This window comes from Stenotrophomonas sp. 116085_Sma, from assembly GCF_056479585.1.
In genome coordinates this window covers 4,067,916-4,085,731 of the sequence record NZ_CM151057.1, presented here as the reverse complement: position 1 = coordinate 4,085,731, position 17,816 = coordinate 4,067,916, and the positions used below count along the sequence as shown (strand labels likewise).

At 67.2% G+C, this 17,816-nt stretch carries 12 protein-coding genes; 6 read left to right on the top strand and 6 right to left on the bottom strand.

The window, feature by feature from the left end; translation table 11 throughout:
* Positions 1-156: 156 nt before the first annotated feature.
* Positions 157-1,410, top strand: coding sequence for a flavohemoglobin expression-modulating QEGLA motif protein (locus tag ACZK0Z_RS18910; RefSeq protein ID WP_197633259.1), 1,254 nt, complete (start codon positions 157-159; stop codon positions 1,408-1,410).
* Between the two features lie 444 nt (positions 1,411-1,854).
* Here ACZK0Z_RS18910 and ACZK0Z_RS18905 read toward each other — a convergent pair whose 3' ends face one another.
* From ACZK0Z_RS18905 to ACZK0Z_RS18890, 4 genes are all read right to left on the bottom strand, one after another.
* Positions 1,855-4,149: a TonB-dependent receptor domain-containing protein gene (locus ACZK0Z_RS18905; RefSeq protein ID WP_197633260.1), complete on the bottom strand. Its 2,295-nt coding sequence runs from the start codon at positions 4,147-4,149 to the stop codon at positions 1,855-1,857.
* 226 nt (positions 4,150-4,375) lie between these two features.
* Complete coding sequence (phbB, locus tag ACZK0Z_RS18900; RefSeq protein ID WP_012481221.1) at positions 4,376-5,116, bottom strand: acetoacetyl-CoA reductase; 741 nt, start codon at positions 5,114-5,116, stop codon at positions 4,376-4,378.
* 24 nt (positions 5,117-5,140) lie between these two features.
* Positions 5,141-6,469 (bottom strand): CitMHS family transporter, encoded by a 1,329-nt coding sequence (locus ACZK0Z_RS18895; RefSeq protein WP_005419191.1) that lies wholly within the window; start codon positions 6,467-6,469, stop codon positions 5,141-5,143.
* A 75-nt stretch (positions 6,470-6,544) separates the two neighbouring features.
* On the bottom strand, positions 6,545-7,684 hold the full coding sequence (locus tag ACZK0Z_RS18890) for an OprO/OprP family phosphate-selective porin (RefSeq protein WP_478449671.1): 1,140 nt from the start codon (positions 7,682-7,684) through the stop codon (positions 6,545-6,547).
* Positions 7,685-7,916: 232 nt separating this feature from the next.
* Here ACZK0Z_RS18890 and ACZK0Z_RS18885 point away from each other — a divergent pair, with 232 nt between their 5' ends.
* Genes ACZK0Z_RS18885 through ACZK0Z_RS18870 form a run of 4 tightly spaced genes read left to right on the top strand, consistent with a single transcriptional unit; the run spans position 7,917 to position 11,753 of the window.
* The gene (locus tag ACZK0Z_RS18885) at positions 7,917-8,606 is read left to right on the top strand and encodes a response regulator transcription factor (RefSeq protein WP_049426910.1); all 690 of its coding nucleotides are present in this window, start codon (positions 7,917-7,919) and stop codon (positions 8,604-8,606) included.
* Positions 8,599-9,990: a sensor histidine kinase gene (locus tag ACZK0Z_RS18880; protein ID WP_049426916.1), complete on the top strand. Its 1,392-nt coding sequence runs from the start codon at positions 8,599-8,601 to the stop codon at positions 9,988-9,990. Before ACZK0Z_RS18885 ends, ACZK0Z_RS18880 begins: the two co-directional genes overlap by 8 nt.
* Positions 9,987-11,042, top strand: coding sequence for an extracellular solute-binding protein (locus tag ACZK0Z_RS18875; protein WP_197633261.1), 1,056 nt, complete (start codon positions 9,987-9,989; stop codon positions 11,040-11,042). Before ACZK0Z_RS18880 ends, ACZK0Z_RS18875 begins: the two co-directional genes overlap by 4 nt.
* Before the next feature lie 60 nt (positions 11,043-11,102).
* Complete coding sequence (locus tag ACZK0Z_RS18870) at positions 11,103-11,753, top strand: response regulator (RefSeq protein ID WP_111204115.1); 651 nt, start codon at positions 11,103-11,105, stop codon at positions 11,751-11,753.
* A 469-nt stretch (positions 11,754-12,222) separates the two neighbouring features.
* Here the strand turns inward: ACZK0Z_RS18870 and ACZK0Z_RS18865 are convergent, their stop codons facing one another.
* Both ACZK0Z_RS18865 and ACZK0Z_RS18860 read right to left on the bottom strand, forming a co-directional pair.
* Positions 12,223-14,865 (bottom strand): PAS-domain containing protein, encoded by a 2,643-nt coding sequence (locus tag ACZK0Z_RS18865; RefSeq protein WP_197633301.1) that lies wholly within the window; start codon positions 14,863-14,865, stop codon positions 12,223-12,225.
* Positions 14,866-14,931: 66 nt separating this feature from the next.
* The gene (locus tag ACZK0Z_RS18860; protein ID WP_049429081.1) at positions 14,932-16,101 is read right to left on the bottom strand and encodes an OprO/OprP family phosphate-selective porin; all 1,170 of its coding nucleotides are present in this window, start codon (positions 16,099-16,101) and stop codon (positions 14,932-14,934) included.
* Between the two features lie 330 nt (positions 16,102-16,431).
* On the opposite strand from ACZK0Z_RS18860, the gene ACZK0Z_RS18855 reads away from it, so the two are divergent.
* Positions 16,432-17,775: a dicarboxylate/amino acid:cation symporter gene (locus ACZK0Z_RS18855; protein ID WP_049429080.1), complete on the top strand. Its 1,344-nt coding sequence runs from the start codon at positions 16,432-16,434 to the stop codon at positions 17,773-17,775.
* Positions 17,776-17,816 lie beyond the last annotated feature (41 nt).

The following is a 17,816-nucleotide window of genomic DNA, read 5'->3' as shown; positions in this document are numbered from 1 at the left end:
CCGTAGTACCGGAAACCTGCTCCTGGTGGGTGCCAACTGCCCGCTCCTGGTAGGTGCCAACCTTGGTTGGCACGAATCTGTCCAAAGCCCGCCTTCGGCGGATGCCAACCAAGGTTGGCACCTACCAAAGCAAGGGCAGGGCGCTATAGTCCGCCCATGGAACCGACCGCGACGCTGGACCGTGACGTGGCCCACCATGCAGCGCTCGATGCGCGCCTGGTCGAGGCCGTGGGAGGCATCCGCCTGCTGGGCCTGACCAGCTGGCCGGCAACGCTGCAGGCGCCGTTCCTGGAAAGCGTGGCTCGTGGGCAACCGGTGCTGCCGAAGGTGGACTACCCGAGGCTGGATTTCAGCGAGGAGCGCCGTGCGCTTGCCGCAATCGCCGCCGACTGCGATGACACTCATCCGCTGGGACACTACGTGCAGCAGTCGGCGCAGAGCTGGGACCTGGCCGCGCAGCTCTTGGAAGGGCTGGGCACCGCCGCCGTCGATACCTGCTCGGTGCAGCTGTTCGGCGCCCCCGAGCAACCATTGCCGGGCAATGGCCCGAGCACGCGCGAAGCGGCGCGGCACTTCATCCAGATTGCTGCCGAACTCGATCACGAACTGCTGGCGCCGGAAGAACAGGTGCCGGTCTCGGCCATTGCCCTGCAGCTGCAGCTGCAGAATGACCTCGATGCGTTCTTCGAATCGCGCATCATCCAGGTACAGCTCGACCCGGAGCTGGTCTCCAAGGCCGCCGCCGGTCCGACCCGTATCCGCCTGCGCACCAGTGCGCGCTTCAGTGCCTACGACCGTGCGCAGCTGTTCCACCACGAAGCACTGGTGCATTCGCTGACCGCTTTGAACGGCCGCGAGCAGCCGGTGCTGCCCAGCCTGGCGCTGTCGTCGCCACGGGTGACGGCAACCCAGGAAGGACTGGCTACTTTCGCCGAACAGATCACCGGCAGCATCGACATCGAGCGCCTCAAGCGCATCAGCCTGCGTACCGAAGCGATTGCAATGGCGCGCGAAGGTGCCGATTTCATCGAGGTGTTCCGCTACTTCTGCAATGCCGGGCAGAACGCCGAAGAGAGCTTTGCGTCGGCACAGCGCGTGTTCCGTGGGGTGCCGCCGAATGGCGGCCTGGCCTTCACCAAGGACACGGTGTACCTGCGCGGCCTGGTGTCGGTGCACACCTTCTTCCGCCACATGCTGGCCGAGGACCGCCTGCAGGTCTGCCGCTGGTTGTTTGCCGGCAAGATGAGCCTGGCCGATGCGATTGCATTCGCGCCGCTGTTCGAGGCGGGGGTGTTGAAGCCGCCGCGCTGGCTGCCGCATTGGGTGAGCCGGGCGAACGGCCTGGCCGGCATGCTGGCGTTCTCGCTGTTTGCCAACCGGATACGGATGGACCAGCTGGCGCCGGAATGAAATGCGTTGGCGGATTGTGGCGTCTTGATTGATATCGGGGAGAGCGGGAGGCTTGCGCTGGCCAGGACACGCCGCAAGTACGTCCCTGTAGGCTCGGCCACGGCATCCATGCCGTGGACGGTCCTGGCCAGCGCAAGCCTCCCGCTCCAGACAATTTCCCGCGAGACGGCCAGCAGTCCACCAGAGGGATTGCGCTTGAAGAGCTTGAAAAGCAGAGAGCCGGGCAATGCCCGGCTCTCTGCTTTTGCTTTTGCTCTTGCTTTCCATTGCCTCCGCGCCGGCGCAGGAAATTGTCGGGCGCGGGTAGGCAGGCCCATGCAGGACCGTTGGCGCCATGGATGGCGCCATCGAGCCCCCAAGGACGGGTTTACGGCGTGTCCTGCATGGGCCTGCCTACCCGCGCCATGCAGAAATACGCAATGCGCCGCAGCGCCCGCTTCTGACTTAGAACTCCGCCGCCACCGTCATGAACAGCTGCCGCGGCGCGCTCGCATGGATCGCATAGCGCGTGCCCTTCGGATCGGTCGGCGCGAACGAGCTCAGCTGACCGGCGTAGCGCTTGTTGGTCAGGTTGGTCGCGTTCAACGACACCCGCACGTTGCGCAGGCCCAGGCCCGGGCCGAAGTCGTAGCCCGCACCGGCGTCGAAGGTGGTCACGCCCGACACAGACTGGTCGTTGGTGTAGGTGTAGTAGCGCTTGCCGGTGTACTTGGCACGCAGGCTGGCGAAGAAGCCGTCGCGGTTCCAGCTGATTTCACTGGAGGCCATGCGCTGCGGCGTATCCACCGTGATCTTGCCGGCTACCGGCACGATGGCGCCGCCCGAGGTGTAGTCATCCTCGTAGGTGGTCTTGTTCCAGGACAGCGCGTTGTACCACTGCAGGCCGTCGATCGGCTTGAGGATGAAGGTCAGCTCCGCACCGTGGCTCTTCACCGAACCGACGTTGATGAAGCGCGTCACGCACTCCGGACGCGTACCGACTTCGATGCTGGAACACGGATTCAGCGACAGCAGGCGGTTGTCGAACTTCACGTTGTAGGCGGCGATCGAGGCCTGGTACTTCTCGCCAAAGGTACGGAAGCCGGCTTCAAGGCTCTTGGACTTCTCCGGCTCCAGGCCGGCGCTGGCCGCGAACGATTCCGGCGACACCTGCAGCGGGCCACCGCTGCCGCCACCGACGAAGGCGGCGATGTTCTCGGCGTACGAGGCGAACAACTCGTTGTTGGCGTTGAGCTTGAAGCCCAGGCCTACCTGCGGCAGCACCGATTCCTTGGCGGTCAGCGTGCCCGAGGCGATGCTGGTTTCCACGCCCGGCTTGGCAGTGGCGCGCATGCGGGTGTTGGGGCTCTTGATGCCCACGTCCACAGTCAGGCGCTGGTCCAGGAAGCGCATGCGGTCCTGCACGTAGAACTGGCGCGTGCGGATGTCGAAGTCCTGGTTGAACAGCAGGCGGTCCGGGTTCTTCAGGTACAGGTCGTCCAGGAACGGGCCGCTGATGTAGTAGAAGTTGCGCGAGACGTTATGGTCGTTCTGCTCGTACCACAGCCCGGCCTCCAGTTCGTGGATGCCCACCGTCCACGACAGCGCGGCGGTCAGGCCATCGCGGTTGATCGTGTAGTTGGTGCTGCGGATCGAGATCGGCAGCATCTTGTCGGTGCCCGGGTAGGACGGCTGGCCCGGTGCCCACCAGTGGCCCTGACCACGGTTGTCATGGTGGTAGGCCAGCAGCTTCAGGCGACCCTGCTCACCCAGACGCAGGTCGGCATCAACCGAGTACAGGTTGTCGTCGCGCAGCGCACGGCTCTGGTAGTAGGCATCGTCGATGCTGGTGACGCCGCCACTGAACTTGCACTTGCTGCGGTCAAGCGTGCCCGGTGCGCAGTACGCGGCAGCGACGGCGCGATCCCAGTCCGGTGCGTAGATGTTCCAGTCATAGCCCAGGCCGCGGGCCAGCATGTCCTTGGACAGGTAGGCGTAGTTGGCCTGGCTGGCGCGCGAGGTGGCCACGAACGCACCGAAGCGGTGGTCGCCGACATTCCACACCGCCTTGGCATTGAACTGGCGGGTGGTCTGGTTCTGGTACGGCGCGGCCCACATGTCCTGGTCCTGGTGCACGCCGGACACATAGGCCGAGAAGCCGTTGAGGTCGCCGGTATCCACGCGCAGGTAGCCACGGCGCTGGTTGTTGTCGCCGACGGTGACGCTGGCGCGTCCACCGAATTCGGTGGACGGGTCCATCGAGAAATACTGGATGGTGCCGCCCAGGTTGCTGGTCGAGGCCACGCCCAGCGAGCCGATGCCCTGCGACAGTTCGGCGTCAGCCAGGTTCTCGGCGATGATCGCGCGGGCGATGCTCAGGCCGTTGTAGTTGCCGTAGCTGTTGTCGCCCAGCGGGATGCCGTCCAGCGTGTAGCCGAGGCGGCTCTTGTCGAAGCCACGCAGGCTGATGGTCTGCGATTCCTCATTGGCACCGAAGGCATCGTTGGACTGCACCGACACGCCCGGCAGGCGGTCGAGGATCTTCTGGCCACTGGTACCCGGCGGCAGCACCTGCTTGTCGACGGTGGTGATGCGCTGCACCTGGCGGGTCTCGCCCTGGCCGATCACGGAGACGGTATCCAGCGTCTGCGCGCTCAGCGCGGCATCGGTGCTGGCGCCGGTATCGGCGGCGGTGGCAGCGTGGGCGCTGGCGGCGGAGAGCGCGATCGCCACGGCGATCGTCAGGTATCGGGTCTGCATGGTGGTCCGTTGCATTGGGGGTGGTCACCGGCACGCGTGCGCGGTGCTTGGCCACTATGCGAACGGAACATGAAACCTTCTTTACGAAAAACCAACGAACGGTGCAGGACCGGCGCAGGTCTGGCAGCCGAATGAAAAAAGGGGCCGGATCCCCCTCGCAAGCGAAGGTTCACCGGCCCCGCGCACTCCGTGGGGGAGGCGGTCCACGCATTGCGTGGAGACGGGCTCAACCCATGTACAGGCCGCCGTTGACCGGATAGTCGGCGCCGGTCACGTACGAGGCTTCGTCCGAGGCCAGCCACGCGCACAGGCCGGCCACTTCTTCCGGGCGACCGAGGCGGCGCACCGGTACCGAGGCGGCCAGCCGGTCCAGCACGTCCGGCGGGAAGCTGCTGATCGCCTGGCTGGCAATGTAGCCCGGCGACAGCGTGTTGACGGTGACCCCGCGCGACGCAACTTCGGCAGCCAGTGCACGGCTGAAACCGTGCATCGCGGCCTTGGCGGTGGCGTAGTTCACCTGCCCGATCTGGCCCTTGTGGGCGCTGACCGAACCGATGTTGATGATGCGGCCCCAGCCACGCGTGGCCATTCCATCGACCACCTGCTTGGTCAGGTTGAACAGCGAATTGAGGTTGGACGCGATCACCGCGTTCCAGTCTTCCACCGTCATCTGCCGGAACAGCAGATCGCGGCTGCCGCCGGAATTGTTGACCAGCACGTCCACCTCGCCGACCTCGGCACGCACCTTGGCGAACGCGGCGCTGGTCGAGGCCCAGTCGGTGGCGTTGCCCTCGGAGGCAATGAAATCGAAACCCTGTTCGCGCTGCTCGCGCAGCCAGTTGGCCTTGCGCGGCGAGTTCGGCGCGCAGCCGGCAACCACGGTGTGGCCGCTGCGGGCCAGGCTCTGGCAGATGGCAGTGCCGACACTGCCCATTCCACTGGTGACGTAAGCGATTCGAAGCGTCATTGCAGAAGGCTCCTTGGCAAGGGGTCAGGCGGCGAGGGGATACAGGCCGAACAGCAGGCTGCCGATCATCAGCAGCATCGAGATGGCGATGGCCCACTTCAGGGTGAACTTCTGGTGGTCGGCGAATTCGACCTTGGCCAGGCCCACCAGCAGGTAGGTAGAGGGCACCAGCGGGCTGAGCAGGTGCACCGGCTGGCCGGCCAGCGAGGCGCGCGCCATCTCCACCGGGGTGATGCCGTAGTTGCCGGCGGCCTCGGACAGGATCGGCAGCACGCCGAAGTAGAAGGCGTCGTTGGACATGAAGAAGGTGAACGGCATCGACGCCACGGCGGTGATCACCGCCAGGTACGGGCCCCACGATTCCGGAATCACCGCCAGGAAGCTGTGCGACATGGCTTCGACCATGCCGGTGTTGTTGAGGATGCCGGTGAAGATGCCCGCGGCGAAGATCAGCGACACCACCGACAGCACGTTGCCTGCATGGTTGACCACGCGGCGGCGCTGCTCGGCCAGGTTCGGGTAGTTGATCACCAGCGCGATGGCGAAGCCGACCATGAACAGCACCGGCATCGGCAGCACGCCGATGATCAGCGCGGTCATCAGTGCCACGGTCAGGGCCAGGTTGACCCACAGCAGCTTCGGACGCTTGATGTCCTCGGCGTCTTCCACGGTCGGCAGCGGATTGCTGTCGTCGGACACGCTGTTGTCCATCCAGCTGCCGCCCTTGGGCAGGGTCACCACGCCAAGGCGACGGCGTTCCTTCAGGCCCAGGTACCAGGCCAGCAGCAGCACACCGGCACAGGCGATCACCATCGACGGGATCAGCGGCACGAACACATCAGCCGGATCCACGTGCAGCGCGGTGGCCGCACGTGCGGTCGGGCCGCCCCACGGGGTCAGGTTCATCACGCCGCCGGCCAGGATGGTCACGCAGGTCATGTTCAGCGCGTTCATGCCGAGGCGCTGGTACAGCGGCAGCATCGCCGAGACGGTGATCATGTAGGTGGTCGAGCCGTCGCCGTCCAGCGAGATCAGCATCGCCAGCACCGCGGTGCCGAGCACGATCTTCATCGGATCGCCCTTGACGAAGCGCAGGATCACCCGCACCAGCGGATCGAACAGGCCGGCATCGATCATCACGCCGAAGTAGAGGATGGCGAACATCAGCATCACGCCGGTCGGCGCGATCTTCTTGATGCCCTCCAGCATCATCTCGTCGATGCCGGCGCCGAAGCCGCCGATCAGCGCGAACAGGATGGGAATGGTGATCAGGGCCACCAGCGGCGACAGCCGCTTGCTCATGATCAAGTACATGAACGTAATGACCATGCCAAAGCCGAGGATGCTCAGCATCATCTGCGGACTCCTTGCGAATACAGGACGTGGGGGAGTGGAAGGGGCCCGGGCGGCATGCCCGGGAATTCGGGCTTAGAAGTCGTACTGCAGGCGGCCGGTGACCGCGCGCGTGCGGTCCACCGTCACCCCGGCAAGGCGGTCGCGGTTGCGGCTTTCGATCACGTTGAGCATGAAGCGCAGGTTGTCGCGCAGGTACCAGTTGCCACCCAGCGTCCACGCCTCGGTGCTGCCGCGGCGCAGGTCCGGCGCACCATCGAGATGCTGCGCGCCCCACATCTGGTCGTAGCGCAGCGCCACTTCGAACGCGCCGGCCTTGTGGCGGATATCCTTCACCCGCGCGAAGCGGCCGGTCTTGCGGTCGTAGGCGCGGCTTTCGCCGGTGACGAACCAGCTGACCATGCCGTAGGCGGCCATCACGTCGCCGCGCTGCGCACCGTCATCGAAGGTGGCGCCACTGAACTCGCCCTGCCACGACAACGGGCCGCGCACCTGCGCGTACTCCAGCGACCATTTGTTGACGTCGGTATCGCGGCCGGCCGAGAAGTCGACCAGGGTCAGGCGGCTGTTGTCGGACAGGTGGCCGGCCGGGCGCGGACGGATCTTCAGGCCCGGAACGCCGTTCGCGCCCGGATTGTCATAGGCCTCGCGGGCCAGCGACAGGCCCAGGTGCAGCACGTCGCCATCGGCGGGCGAGGGCGCCCAGGTGACACGGCCACCGGCAGCACGCCCCTTCACCTGCCAGGCGTCGATGCTTTCCAGGCTGTAGATGCTGGCGGCCCAGGTGAAGTCACCCGGATTGGCCTGCCACGACGCGCCCAGACGGTACAGCGGCGCCAGCGTGGTGCCGGCATTGCCGCGCTCCAGGAAGCTGCCGTAGTTGGAGCTGGTGCGGTCATCCAGCGAGAAGTACTGCTTGAACTGGCCGACGGTGAGCTTGCCGGCCTTGCCGAAGCTGCGCGCCAGGTACACGTCCTTGGCCTCGACGCGGTCGCCGGAGAAATCGGCCTCCAGCTTGTAGTCGACTACGAAGAACTTGCCAGACACGTCAACCCACGCACGGCGGATTTCGGTGTCGTCCTTGTTCGGGGTGCCGCGGTTGTCGTTGTCGAAGGTGGCGAAGTCCAGGTGCAGGCGGCCACCGAGAGGGGCGGTGACCGGACGGTCGTCTTCGGCAGCGAAGGCCGGCGCCGACAGCGCAGCCAGCGCCATCATGGCGGCAGGACGCCGCCAGGCAAACGTGAATTCCACAAACCCTCCCAGGTGCGCGCCAGGCGCGCGGCAATCGTGGGCACCGGACGGTGCGCGGCCGCAGTCTGGGTCGGGCAAGCTGTCATCGTCCTGTCAACGGATTGTGCGGTGCAGCGTAAAAGGCCGCCGGGCGCGCCCCGGCGGGCGGACCCGGCGCCATGCGGTAGCATTCGCTTCCCCTCCCACCGTCGTGCCCATGCGCCTGCTGCTGGTCGAAGACAACCCGGATCTGGCCGATGCGATCATCCGTCGCATGCGTCGCAGTGGCCATGCCGTGGACTGGCAGGCCGACGGCCTGGCCGCCGCCAGCGTGCTGCGCTACCAGAGCTTCGACCTGGTAGTGCTGGATATCGGCCTGCCCAAGCTCGACGGCCTGCGCGTGCTGGCCGGCATGCGCGAGCGCGGCGACAGCACGCCGGTGCTGATGCTGACTGCACGGGACGGCATCGAGGACCGCGTACAGGCGCTGGATGTCGGCGCCGACGACTACCTCGGCAAGCCGTTCGATTTCCGCGAGTTCGAGGCGCGCTGCCGCGTGCTGCTGCGGCGTGCGCGTGGCCAGGCAAGCGAGGTGGTGCAGGTCGGTGGCTTCCAGTTCGACAACGCGGCGCACCGGGTCACGCTCGACGGCGAACCGATCGAGCTGCCCAACCGCGAATACCGCCTGCTGGAGATCCTGGTCGGCCGTATGGGCCAGGTAGTGGGCAAGGACGAGATCGGCAACGGCCTGTTCGGCTTCGACGACGAAGCCGGTCCGAATGCCATCGAACTGTACGTCGGTCGCCTGCGGAAGAAACTGGCGGGCGCACCGCTGCGCATCACCACCGTGCGCGGTGTCGGCTACCTGCTGGAAGCCAGTGATGGCAGCGCCGACGCCGATGGCTGACGTACGCGCTGCGAACGCGGCGCCGGGCTCGCTGCGGCGCACGCTGCTGCTCTACCTCGGTGCGTTGCTGGCGGTGTTCGCGGTGGCGCTGCTGTTCGCCGCGCGCGACTATGGCCAGCGTGCGGCAAACCGTTCCTACGATCACCTGCTGGTGTCTTCGGCGTTGTCCATCGCCGATTCGGTCGCCCTGGTCGATGGGCAGTGGCAGGTGGATCTGCCGTATGCGGCGCTGGATCTGCTGGCGATGGCGCCAGAAGATCGCGTGTTCTATCGCGTCGCCGACAGCCGCGGCAACCTGATCACCGGTTATGCCGATCTGCCGTCGCCGCCGCGTCGGCCCGGTACGCAGCCGCAGTTGTTCGATGCTGCCTACAGCGGTGAGACGGTGCGCTTCGTGGTGGTCAGCCGCAGTTTCGCCGCGGCCTCGGCGCAGGGCGAGGTGCAGGTGCAGGTGGGCCAGACCCGGCGTGCCCGCGAAGCCGTGGCGCAGGACATGGTCAACCGTGCGCTGTTGGCGATCGGTGTGCTGTCCGGCCTGTTGCTGGCGCTGGTGGCGTTCGGCGTGCATCGCGCGTTCCGCCCGCTGGTACGGGTGGAGCGCGAGCTGTCGCGGCGCGAACCGTCCGACCTGAAGCCGCTGGACGCGCGCGTGCCGCGCGAGATGGACCAGATGGTGGCGGCACTGAACCGCTTCATGGAACGCCTGTCCAGCAGCAACGAAACGCTGCGTGCGTTCATGGCCGAGGCCGCGCACCAGATGCGAACGCCGCTGGCGGCGCTGCGCGCGCAGGCACAGCTGGCGCTGGATGATGACGATCCGGACGACATGCGGCGCAGCCTGCAGGCGATCGAACGCAATGCCACGCACATGAGCCGCCTGCTCAACCAGCTGCTCAGCGATGCCAGCGTGATCCATCGTTCGCACCTGCAGCGCTTTGCGGCGGTGGACCTGGCCGAAACCGTGCACCAGGCCCTGCATGAAGCCCTGCCGCAGGCCGGCCCGGCACCGCGCGTGCAACTTGCGATGACCGCCGAGCCGGTGCAGGTGCACGGCGACGCGCTGCTGCTGCGCGAGGCGATCAAGAATCTGGTCGACAACGCGCTGAAGTACGGCGGCGACGGTCCGTTGCAGATCGCGTTGACCGTGGAAGGCGGGCAGGCGGTGCTGACCATCGCCGACCATGGTGCAGGCATCGCGCCCGCTGATGCCGAACGCGTGTTCGAGCGCTTCGCCCGTGGCGAAGGCGCGCCGTCCGGCGGCGCCGGGCTGGGCCTGGCTATCGTCAAGCGCGTGGTCGACAGCCATGGCGGCCGCATCGACCTCAGCAACCGCCCGCAGGGCGGGCTGATCGCCACCATCCGTCTGCCACGGAGCAGTTCATGATCCGCCTGTTCGCCGCTGCCGTTGCCTTGCTGCTGGCCTTGCCGGTGCTGGCCGCGCCCGGCGATGTGCGCCGTTTCCCCGCACAGGGAGCGGTCACCGCGCAGCTGCGCATCCACGGCACCACCGACATCGAAGTGTTCGCGGTGGTCATCGCCGACTACCAGCGCCTGCATCCGGGCACTGAAGTGGTGTACGAGGACATCATCACCCAGGACCTGTACGCGCGTTACCTGCACGACCGCGGCGGACCGGCATCGCCGGACCTGCTGATCTCCAGCGGCATGGATCTGCAGACCAAGCTGGTCAACGATGGTCACGCGCTGCCACACCGTTCGGCGCAGACCGCCGCGCTGCCGGCCTGGGCACAGTGGCGCAACGAGGCCTTCGGCATCAGCTACGAGCCGGTGGTGATGGTCTACAACACCCGCGCGATGGCCGCGGCGAAGGTACCGCACACGCGCCGCCAGCTGCTCGATCGCTTGCGCGCCGAAGGCGCGCCGCTGCGCGGCAGGGTGGGCACCTATGACATCGAACGCAGCAGCGTAGGCTACCTGCTGGCCACCCAGGACGCACAGCGCGGCAGTATCGCCGGTGCGTTGCTGGGTGCGCTCGGTGACAACGACGTGGTGTGCGAGGAACGCACCGGCGTGTTGCTGGACCAAGTGGCCAGCGGCCAGCTGTCACTGGTCTACAACGTGCTTGGCTCCTACGCGCAGGCGCGCGTTGATGCCGGCGCGCCGCTGGCCATCGTCGAGCCCGAGGATTACACGCTGGTGGTGCTGCGCACCGCGGTAATTCCGCGCACCGGCCCGCACCCGGAAGAAGCCCGGCGTTTCCTCGACTACCTGCTGTCACCACGCGGCCAGCAGGTGCTGTCGCGCGAGGCGCGGCTGATGCCGATCGTGACCGGCAGCGCACGGGGCGAAGACGCACCGGGTCGTAGTCGTCGTCCGATCCAGCTGGGCCCGGGCCTGCTGGTCTACCTCGATGCGCTCAAGCGCCGCCAGTTCCTCGATGCCTGGCGCAGCAGCGTGGAGCCGGCGGGGCGCTGATGTGCTGGTAGCGCCGGGCCATGCCCGGCGGATGCGGTTTGCTGCCCGTACAATGTGGGCATGAGCGAATACACCATCCTGATCGCCGATGACCATCCGTTGCTGCGTTCGGCGGTGGTGCAGTCCTTGCGGCAGAGCCTGCCGTTGGCGCAGGTGCGCGAGGTCGCCAGCGCCGATGCGCTTGCCGCCGCGCTCGACGCGCATCCGGATGTGGACCTGGTGCTGCTCGACCTGACCATGCCAGGCGCACACGGTTTCTCCGCGTTGCTGCACGTGCGAGGCTCGCATCCGGACATCCCGGTGGTGATCCTCTCGTCCAACGACCATCCACGGGTGATCCGCCGCGCCCAGCAGTTCGGCGCCGCCGGTTTCATCCCGAAGTCGGCCCCGGCCGAGACCATCGGCGAGGCGGTGCAGGCCGTACTCGACGGTGGGCTGTGGTTCCCGGCGATGGCCGCCGAACGCTCGGAGGCGGATGCGCTGCTGGCCAGCCGCCTGGCGCAGCTGACGCCGCAGCAGTTCCGGGTGCTGCTGTGCCTGGCCGATGGCCTGCTCAACAAGCAGATTGCCTACACGCTGGGCCTGGCCGAGAACACGGTGAAGGTGCATGTCACCGCGATCCTGAAGAAACTCGAATGCCACAGCCGCACACAGGCGGCGGTGCTGGTGAAGGCGCTGGAGCCGGAAGGCGACGCCGGCATCGGGTTGTAGTTTCCAGCCAACGGCGCAGCCCCTCGTGGGTGGTTTTGGGGGCGTTGAAAGCAAAAGCTGCGAGTGAGCCGGTCGGGTGGGGTGCGCGGTGGACGCCACGGATAAGAAAAAGAAGATCAAAAGCAAAAGCAGCCTGGCAGGCCGCCTTTTGTAGAGCCGAGCCCACGCTCGGCTGCTTTCCGGTCGGCCCGCGAAGCCGAGCATGGGCTCGGCTCTACACGAGCAAGCGCAGCGCGCGACCGCTTTTGATCTTCTTTTTCTTCTCCGTGGGTGGAGAACATCCGTGAACTGTCAGCGGCCGGGTGGGTGGGCAGTGCGGGGTGTCCGCGGCAAGGATGCCGCGGCCAAGCCCCCATGGATGGGTTCACGGCGTCCCCGCACTGCCCACCCACCCGGCCAGCCCTCAGCAATCCTGCCTTCCGCGACCAGCCAGACACCACCCACGAGGGGCTGTGCCGTTGGCTGGAAACTACCCGCGATGCCGGATCAGCAACTGACTCATCAACGCCCGCAGCGCCGGCGGCTTCACCGGCTTGGCCATCATCCCCCAACCGCGCTCCGCAGCCATCTCGCGCAGCCCCGCATCACGCTCGGCGGTCACCAGCACCACCGGTGGGCGCGCCTGCCACAGCTCGGCCAGCGTCTCGTACAGCACCGGGCCATGGTGATCGCCCATGCGTACATCCAGCAGCACCAGCTCCGGCACCGTTTCGACACTGGCCAGCAGCAACGCGGCCTGCGGGCCATCGGCCAGCATCACCTCGCAGCCCCAGCGTTCCAGCAGCGCGCGGCTGGCCGCGCAGACGTGCGGATCGTCATCGATCACCCACACACGGCGCCCGCGCAGTGGATTGTCCGCCGCCGGCTCCTGCGCCAGTACCGGGGCTGGCGCGGTGGCTGGAATGGCGCTGGCGTCGCCGAAAGGCACGCCAACCGCGAACACGCTGCCTTGGCCCAGCTGCGAGCGCAGCCGGATCGGATGGCCAAGCAGGCGGCCGATGCGGTCGACGATCGCCAGGCCAAGGCCGGCGCCGCGCTGCTGGCCGTCGTGCAGGCGGCGGAATTCCTCGAAGATCTCGCCCTGCAGCGCATCGGGAATGCCCGGGCCCTGGTCGTGCACTTCGATCCACAGCAGACCGTCGCGGCGGCGACAGCCGAGCAGCACGCGGCCGCGTTCGCTGTAGCGCAATGCGTTGGACAGGAAGTTCTGCAGGATGCGCCGCAGCAGCGCTTCATCGCTGACCACCACCGCAGCAGTATCGACCCAGTCGACCACCAGCCCGCGTGACTGTGCGGCGATGCCGAACTCGCGCGCCAGCGTCTGCAGCAGCGGGCCCAGCCGGAACGCCTGCACGCGCGTGGGCAGGCTGCCCGATTCCAGTCGCGCGATGTCCAGCAGGCTGTTGAGGATCGCGTCCTGCGCGGCCAGTGCAGCGTCGATGTGGTCGCTGGTCTGCTGCTGTGCCGGGTCGCTCAGTTTGCCGCGCAGCACCGAGACGAACATGCGCGCGGCGTTGAGCGGTTGCAGCAGGTCGTGCACCGCCGAGGCGACGAAGCGGGTCTTGTAGCGGTTGGCCTGTTCGGCTTCGCGGCGTGCTTCGTCCAGGTCACGGGTGCGCTCGGCGATGCGGTGCTCCAGCGCGTCGGCCAGCGAACGCAGTTCGCGCGCGGCATTCTTGTAGCTGGTGATGTCGGCGTAGCTGGTGACGAAGCCGCCGTCGGGCAGCGGGTTGCCACGGATCTCCAGCACCGTGCCGTCGTCCTTCTCGCTTTCGCGCATGTGCGGGCGGCCGCTGCGCAGGTGGTTCAGGCGACGCTCGATGGCCTCGTCCACCGGGCCCGGACCGAGCAGGCCACGGCGTGCATTGAAACGGAACAGTTCCTCGATTGGACGGCCGACGCGCACCAGGTCTGCCGGGAACCGGAATAGTTCGAGATAGCGTGCATTCCATGCCACCAGCCGCAGTTCGCGGTCGATCACCACCACGCCCTGCGGCAGGTGCGCCAGGCTGCGGCTGAGGCCGCTGTCAGCGTCGGTTGCAGCCTGCAGCAGGCCATCCTGTGCGGTGCGCAGTTCCTGCGCATGCTGCTTGAGCAGGGTTTCCAGCTCGCGGCGACTGCGCAGGCGGTGCTTGGCCAGGCGCCGGCGCTGCTGCACGAACAGCACCAGGAAGCCCAGTGCAAGCCACGCAGCACCGCCGGTGAGTGCGGCCGCGCGACCGGCATAAGTGGCTGCACTGGCATCGTGCAGCAGATGCAGGTTCCAGTCTTCCACAGGCAGCGCCAGGCTCTGCCACAGCATCGGCTGCGGCAATGCGGGATCCAGCAGGCGCACCATGCGGCCGCCGTCGGCCAGCACGTCCTCGGTACGCGCACGCAGTGGTTGCAGCGCACGGTCGGCGTACTGGCGGGCATCGAGCATTTCGCGGCGCTCGTCGGCGCCCAACGGGCGCAGCAGGCGGTAGCGCCAGTTGTCTCGGTTGGCCAGGAAGACCACATCGTGGTCGTCACTGGCCAGCACCACGTCCGGGCTGCTCAGCCATTCCTGTTCCAGCGCCGACAGCTCGACCTTGATCACCACCACGCCCAGCCGCTGGCCACCTTCCTCGATGGCCTGCGACAGGTAATAGCCGGGTACGCCGGTGGTCATGCCGATGCCGTAGAAGCGGCCACGGCCCTTGGCCAGCGCCTGCCGGTAATACGGGCGGTAGCTGTAGTTCTCGCCGACATTGGTGGTCGGCTGGTCCCAGTTGCTGGCCGCCACCGCCACGCCGTGGTGGCCGACCAGGGTCAGGGTCGAGGCGCGGGTGACCTCATTGGCGCGTTGCAGCTTGAGGTTCAGCCGCTGCCGTTCGGCGGGCGAGGGCGGCACGCGCAGGGCGTGCAACAGGTCCGGGTCCAGCGCCAGCACCTGCGGCAGCGTGCCGAAGCGGTCGATGCGCTGCTGCAGGCCCTGGCCATACAGCTGCAGCTGGCGTTGCACCTGGCTGCTTTCGTCGCCCAGGGCACGCCGCCATGCGTAGTGGCCGGCGGCCACTGCAGACAGCACGGTGCCACCGACCATCACCGCGATGGTCAGCAACAGCATCCGGTGGCGGCTGAGCCAGTACATGGCGGCAGTCTACGCAGGGCCGGCGGGCGTGGCATGCACGCCCGCCGGGGGCTGACGTGGAAGGGGTCAGAAGTGCATCTGCGCGCGCAGTTCGAAGATCTCCGGCGTGCTGTGCACACCACGACGGCTGGCGTCGACCTTCACGTAATTGGCCTGGAACTTGAAGTGGCTGGTCAGGTACCAGTTCGCGCCCAGGGTCAGGTCGTGCTGGCGGCCACCGAGGATACTGCCGTCGTCCAGGTCCAGGCGGCTGTAGCGGGCCACCAGCTCCACCGCACCGTAGTCGTGCGCCGGCTTGATGTTGGCCACGGCACCGGCGTTGTACGGGCGCGACTCGCCGGTCAGCACCCAGCTGGCCATCGCGTACTGGCCGCTGCCGGTGTAATCCGGCTTGCCGTCATGGCGGGTGACCGTGGCGCGCAGGGCTTCGGCCTGCAGCGAGAAGGGGCCGCGGATCCAGATGCCTTCCAGGCCGGTGCGGCGGATCTGGTCGGCGGTGACCAGGGCACCGGAATCGACGTAGCGGATGTCGGTCAGGCCGGCTTCCGGGCGTGCGCGCAGGCGCGCGCTGGCCTCGTGGTGCACGTCACGGCCATCGCTGTAGCCGCGCGGATTTTCCTGCGAGTAGGCCAGTCCCAGGTGGATCACGTCACCCGGCGCCTTCACCGGGGTCCATACCGCACGCACCGCCTGGGTGGTGCCGGGGTTGTCACCCTGCAGGTCCTTGCCACCGTAGGCGCCGGCCTGCAGCAGGTACTGGGGGCGCTCCAGCACCCATTCCACGCCGGTGCGGCGGCCGGCGTAGAAGGCCTGCACGGGCAGCGCGGTTTCCAGGAACGTGCCGGCGCGCGAGGACGTGTTCGCATCCAGGCCGACCGGGGTCTTCATGTAGCCGAAGCGGAAACGACCCACGTCGCGGCCGAAGAAGGCCTTGCTCTCGAAGCGCACGAATACGTCCAGCCAGGTGTCGGCCTGGAAGTCGTAGTAGACCATCGCGTCGTAGACGCCCTTCTTCTTCAGCGTCGCACCGAACTCCTTGCGGCGCACGGCGTCGTCGTCCTCAAGGCCGCTGCCCGAGGAGAAGTCGTTGTAGTCGTAGGCGATGTTGGCGGTGGCGGCCAGTTCGGTGCCGTCGCCGAAGGTGTACTTGGTCGGCCAGTTGTCGAAATCGGCAGCCGAGGCGAAGGCGGGAAGGGCGGCCAGGGACAGGGCCAGCAAGGTGGGAATCGGGCGCATGTTGGGTGCGGCTCTCTCAGATTGCGTGTGGACAGGACAACAACGGCCGCAGGGGCCGAAACTTTCGCAAGGACACGCCCGGCCGTTCAGCCCGGGCCACCGGCCTCCCCGTGATCGGCGGTGCGGCGCCAGTGTAGGCATCGCCGCCACCTGAACCGGGGGGCTAGTACCAATAGGTTATCTGCGCCGGCGTGCCCGGCGCGTACAAAGGCGTCCATTGGTCGCACCCCTGCGCGTGCAGCACAGGGCCTGCGAGCAGTTTCCACGGTAACGGTTCCCGCGCTGTCCCGGGGCCGTACGTGCCTGAAAACGCCCCTTCCGGAGTCCGCCATGCACATCCCGACCGCAGCCCCGGCGCCTGCAAAGCCGTTGCCGATCTATCGCCAGCTGTATTTCCAGGTGATCGTGGCGATCGTCCTGGGCGCCATCCTCGGCCACTACGAACCTCTGGTCGGCGAGAAGATGAAGCCGCTGGGCGATGCCTTCATCAACCTGGTGAAGATGATCATCGCGCCGGTGATCTTCCTGACCATCGTCACCGGCATCGCCAGCATGACCCACCTGCGCACGGTGGGCCGCGTGTTTGCCAAGGCAATGGCGTACTTCCTGTTCTTCTCCACGCTGGCGCTGATCGTCGGCATGATCGTGGCGCACGTGGTGCAGCCCGGCGCCGGCATGAATATCAATCCGGCCGAGCTGGACCAGACCGCGGTGCACAGCTATGTCGAGAAGTCGCACGACCTGACCCTGGTCGGCTTCCTGATGGACATCATTCCGAAGACGCTGGTGAGCGCCTTCGTCGACGGCAACATCCTGCAGGTGCTGTTCATCGCGGTGCTGTTCGGCATCGCGCTGGCATCGGTGGGCGAGAAGGGCAAGCCGATCCTGAACTTCCTGGAGGCGCTGGTCGCCCCGGTGTTCAAGCTGGTCCACATCCTCATGAAGGCCGCCCCGATCGGTGCCTTCGGCGCGATCGCCTTCACCATCGGCAAGTACGGCGTCGGTTCGCTGGTCAACCTGGCGTGGCTGGTGGGCTCGTTCTACCTCACCGCATTCCTGTTCGTGGCGGTGATCCTGGGCCTGGTCTGCCGACTGTGTGGCTTCTCGGTGTTCAAGCTGGCGCGCTACCTGAAGGCCGAACTGCTGCTGGTGCTGGGCACGTCGTCGTCGGAGTCGGCGCTGCCGTCGCTGATGGAGAAGATGGAACGCGCCGGCTGCAGCAAGTCGGTGGTGGGCCTGGTGGTCCCGACCGGCTATTCGTTCAACCTGGACGGCACCAACATCTACATGACCCTGGCCGCGCTGTTCATTGCCCAGGCCACCAACACCGAACTGACCCTGGGCCACCAGATCGCCCTGCTGCTGGTTGCCATGCTCAGCTCCAAGGGCGCGGCCGGCGTCACCGGCGCCGGCTTCATCACCCTGGCTGCCACCCTGGCCGTGGTGCCGGAAGTGCCGGTGGCCGGCATGGCGCTGATCCTGGGCGTGGACCGCTTCATGAGCGAATGCCGCTCGCTGACCAACTTCATCGGCAATGCGGTGGCCACCGTGGTGGTCTCGCGCTGGGAAGGCGCGCTGGACCGCAACCGCCTGCAGCTGGCGCTGGATGGCCGCGAGAGCGAGCTGCCGCCGCCGGTGGACGCGCTGCCCGAGGCGCTGCCGGTCAAGGGCTGATCCAGGTGTGTGGTACCGCGGGGCCGATCACGACAGTGGTA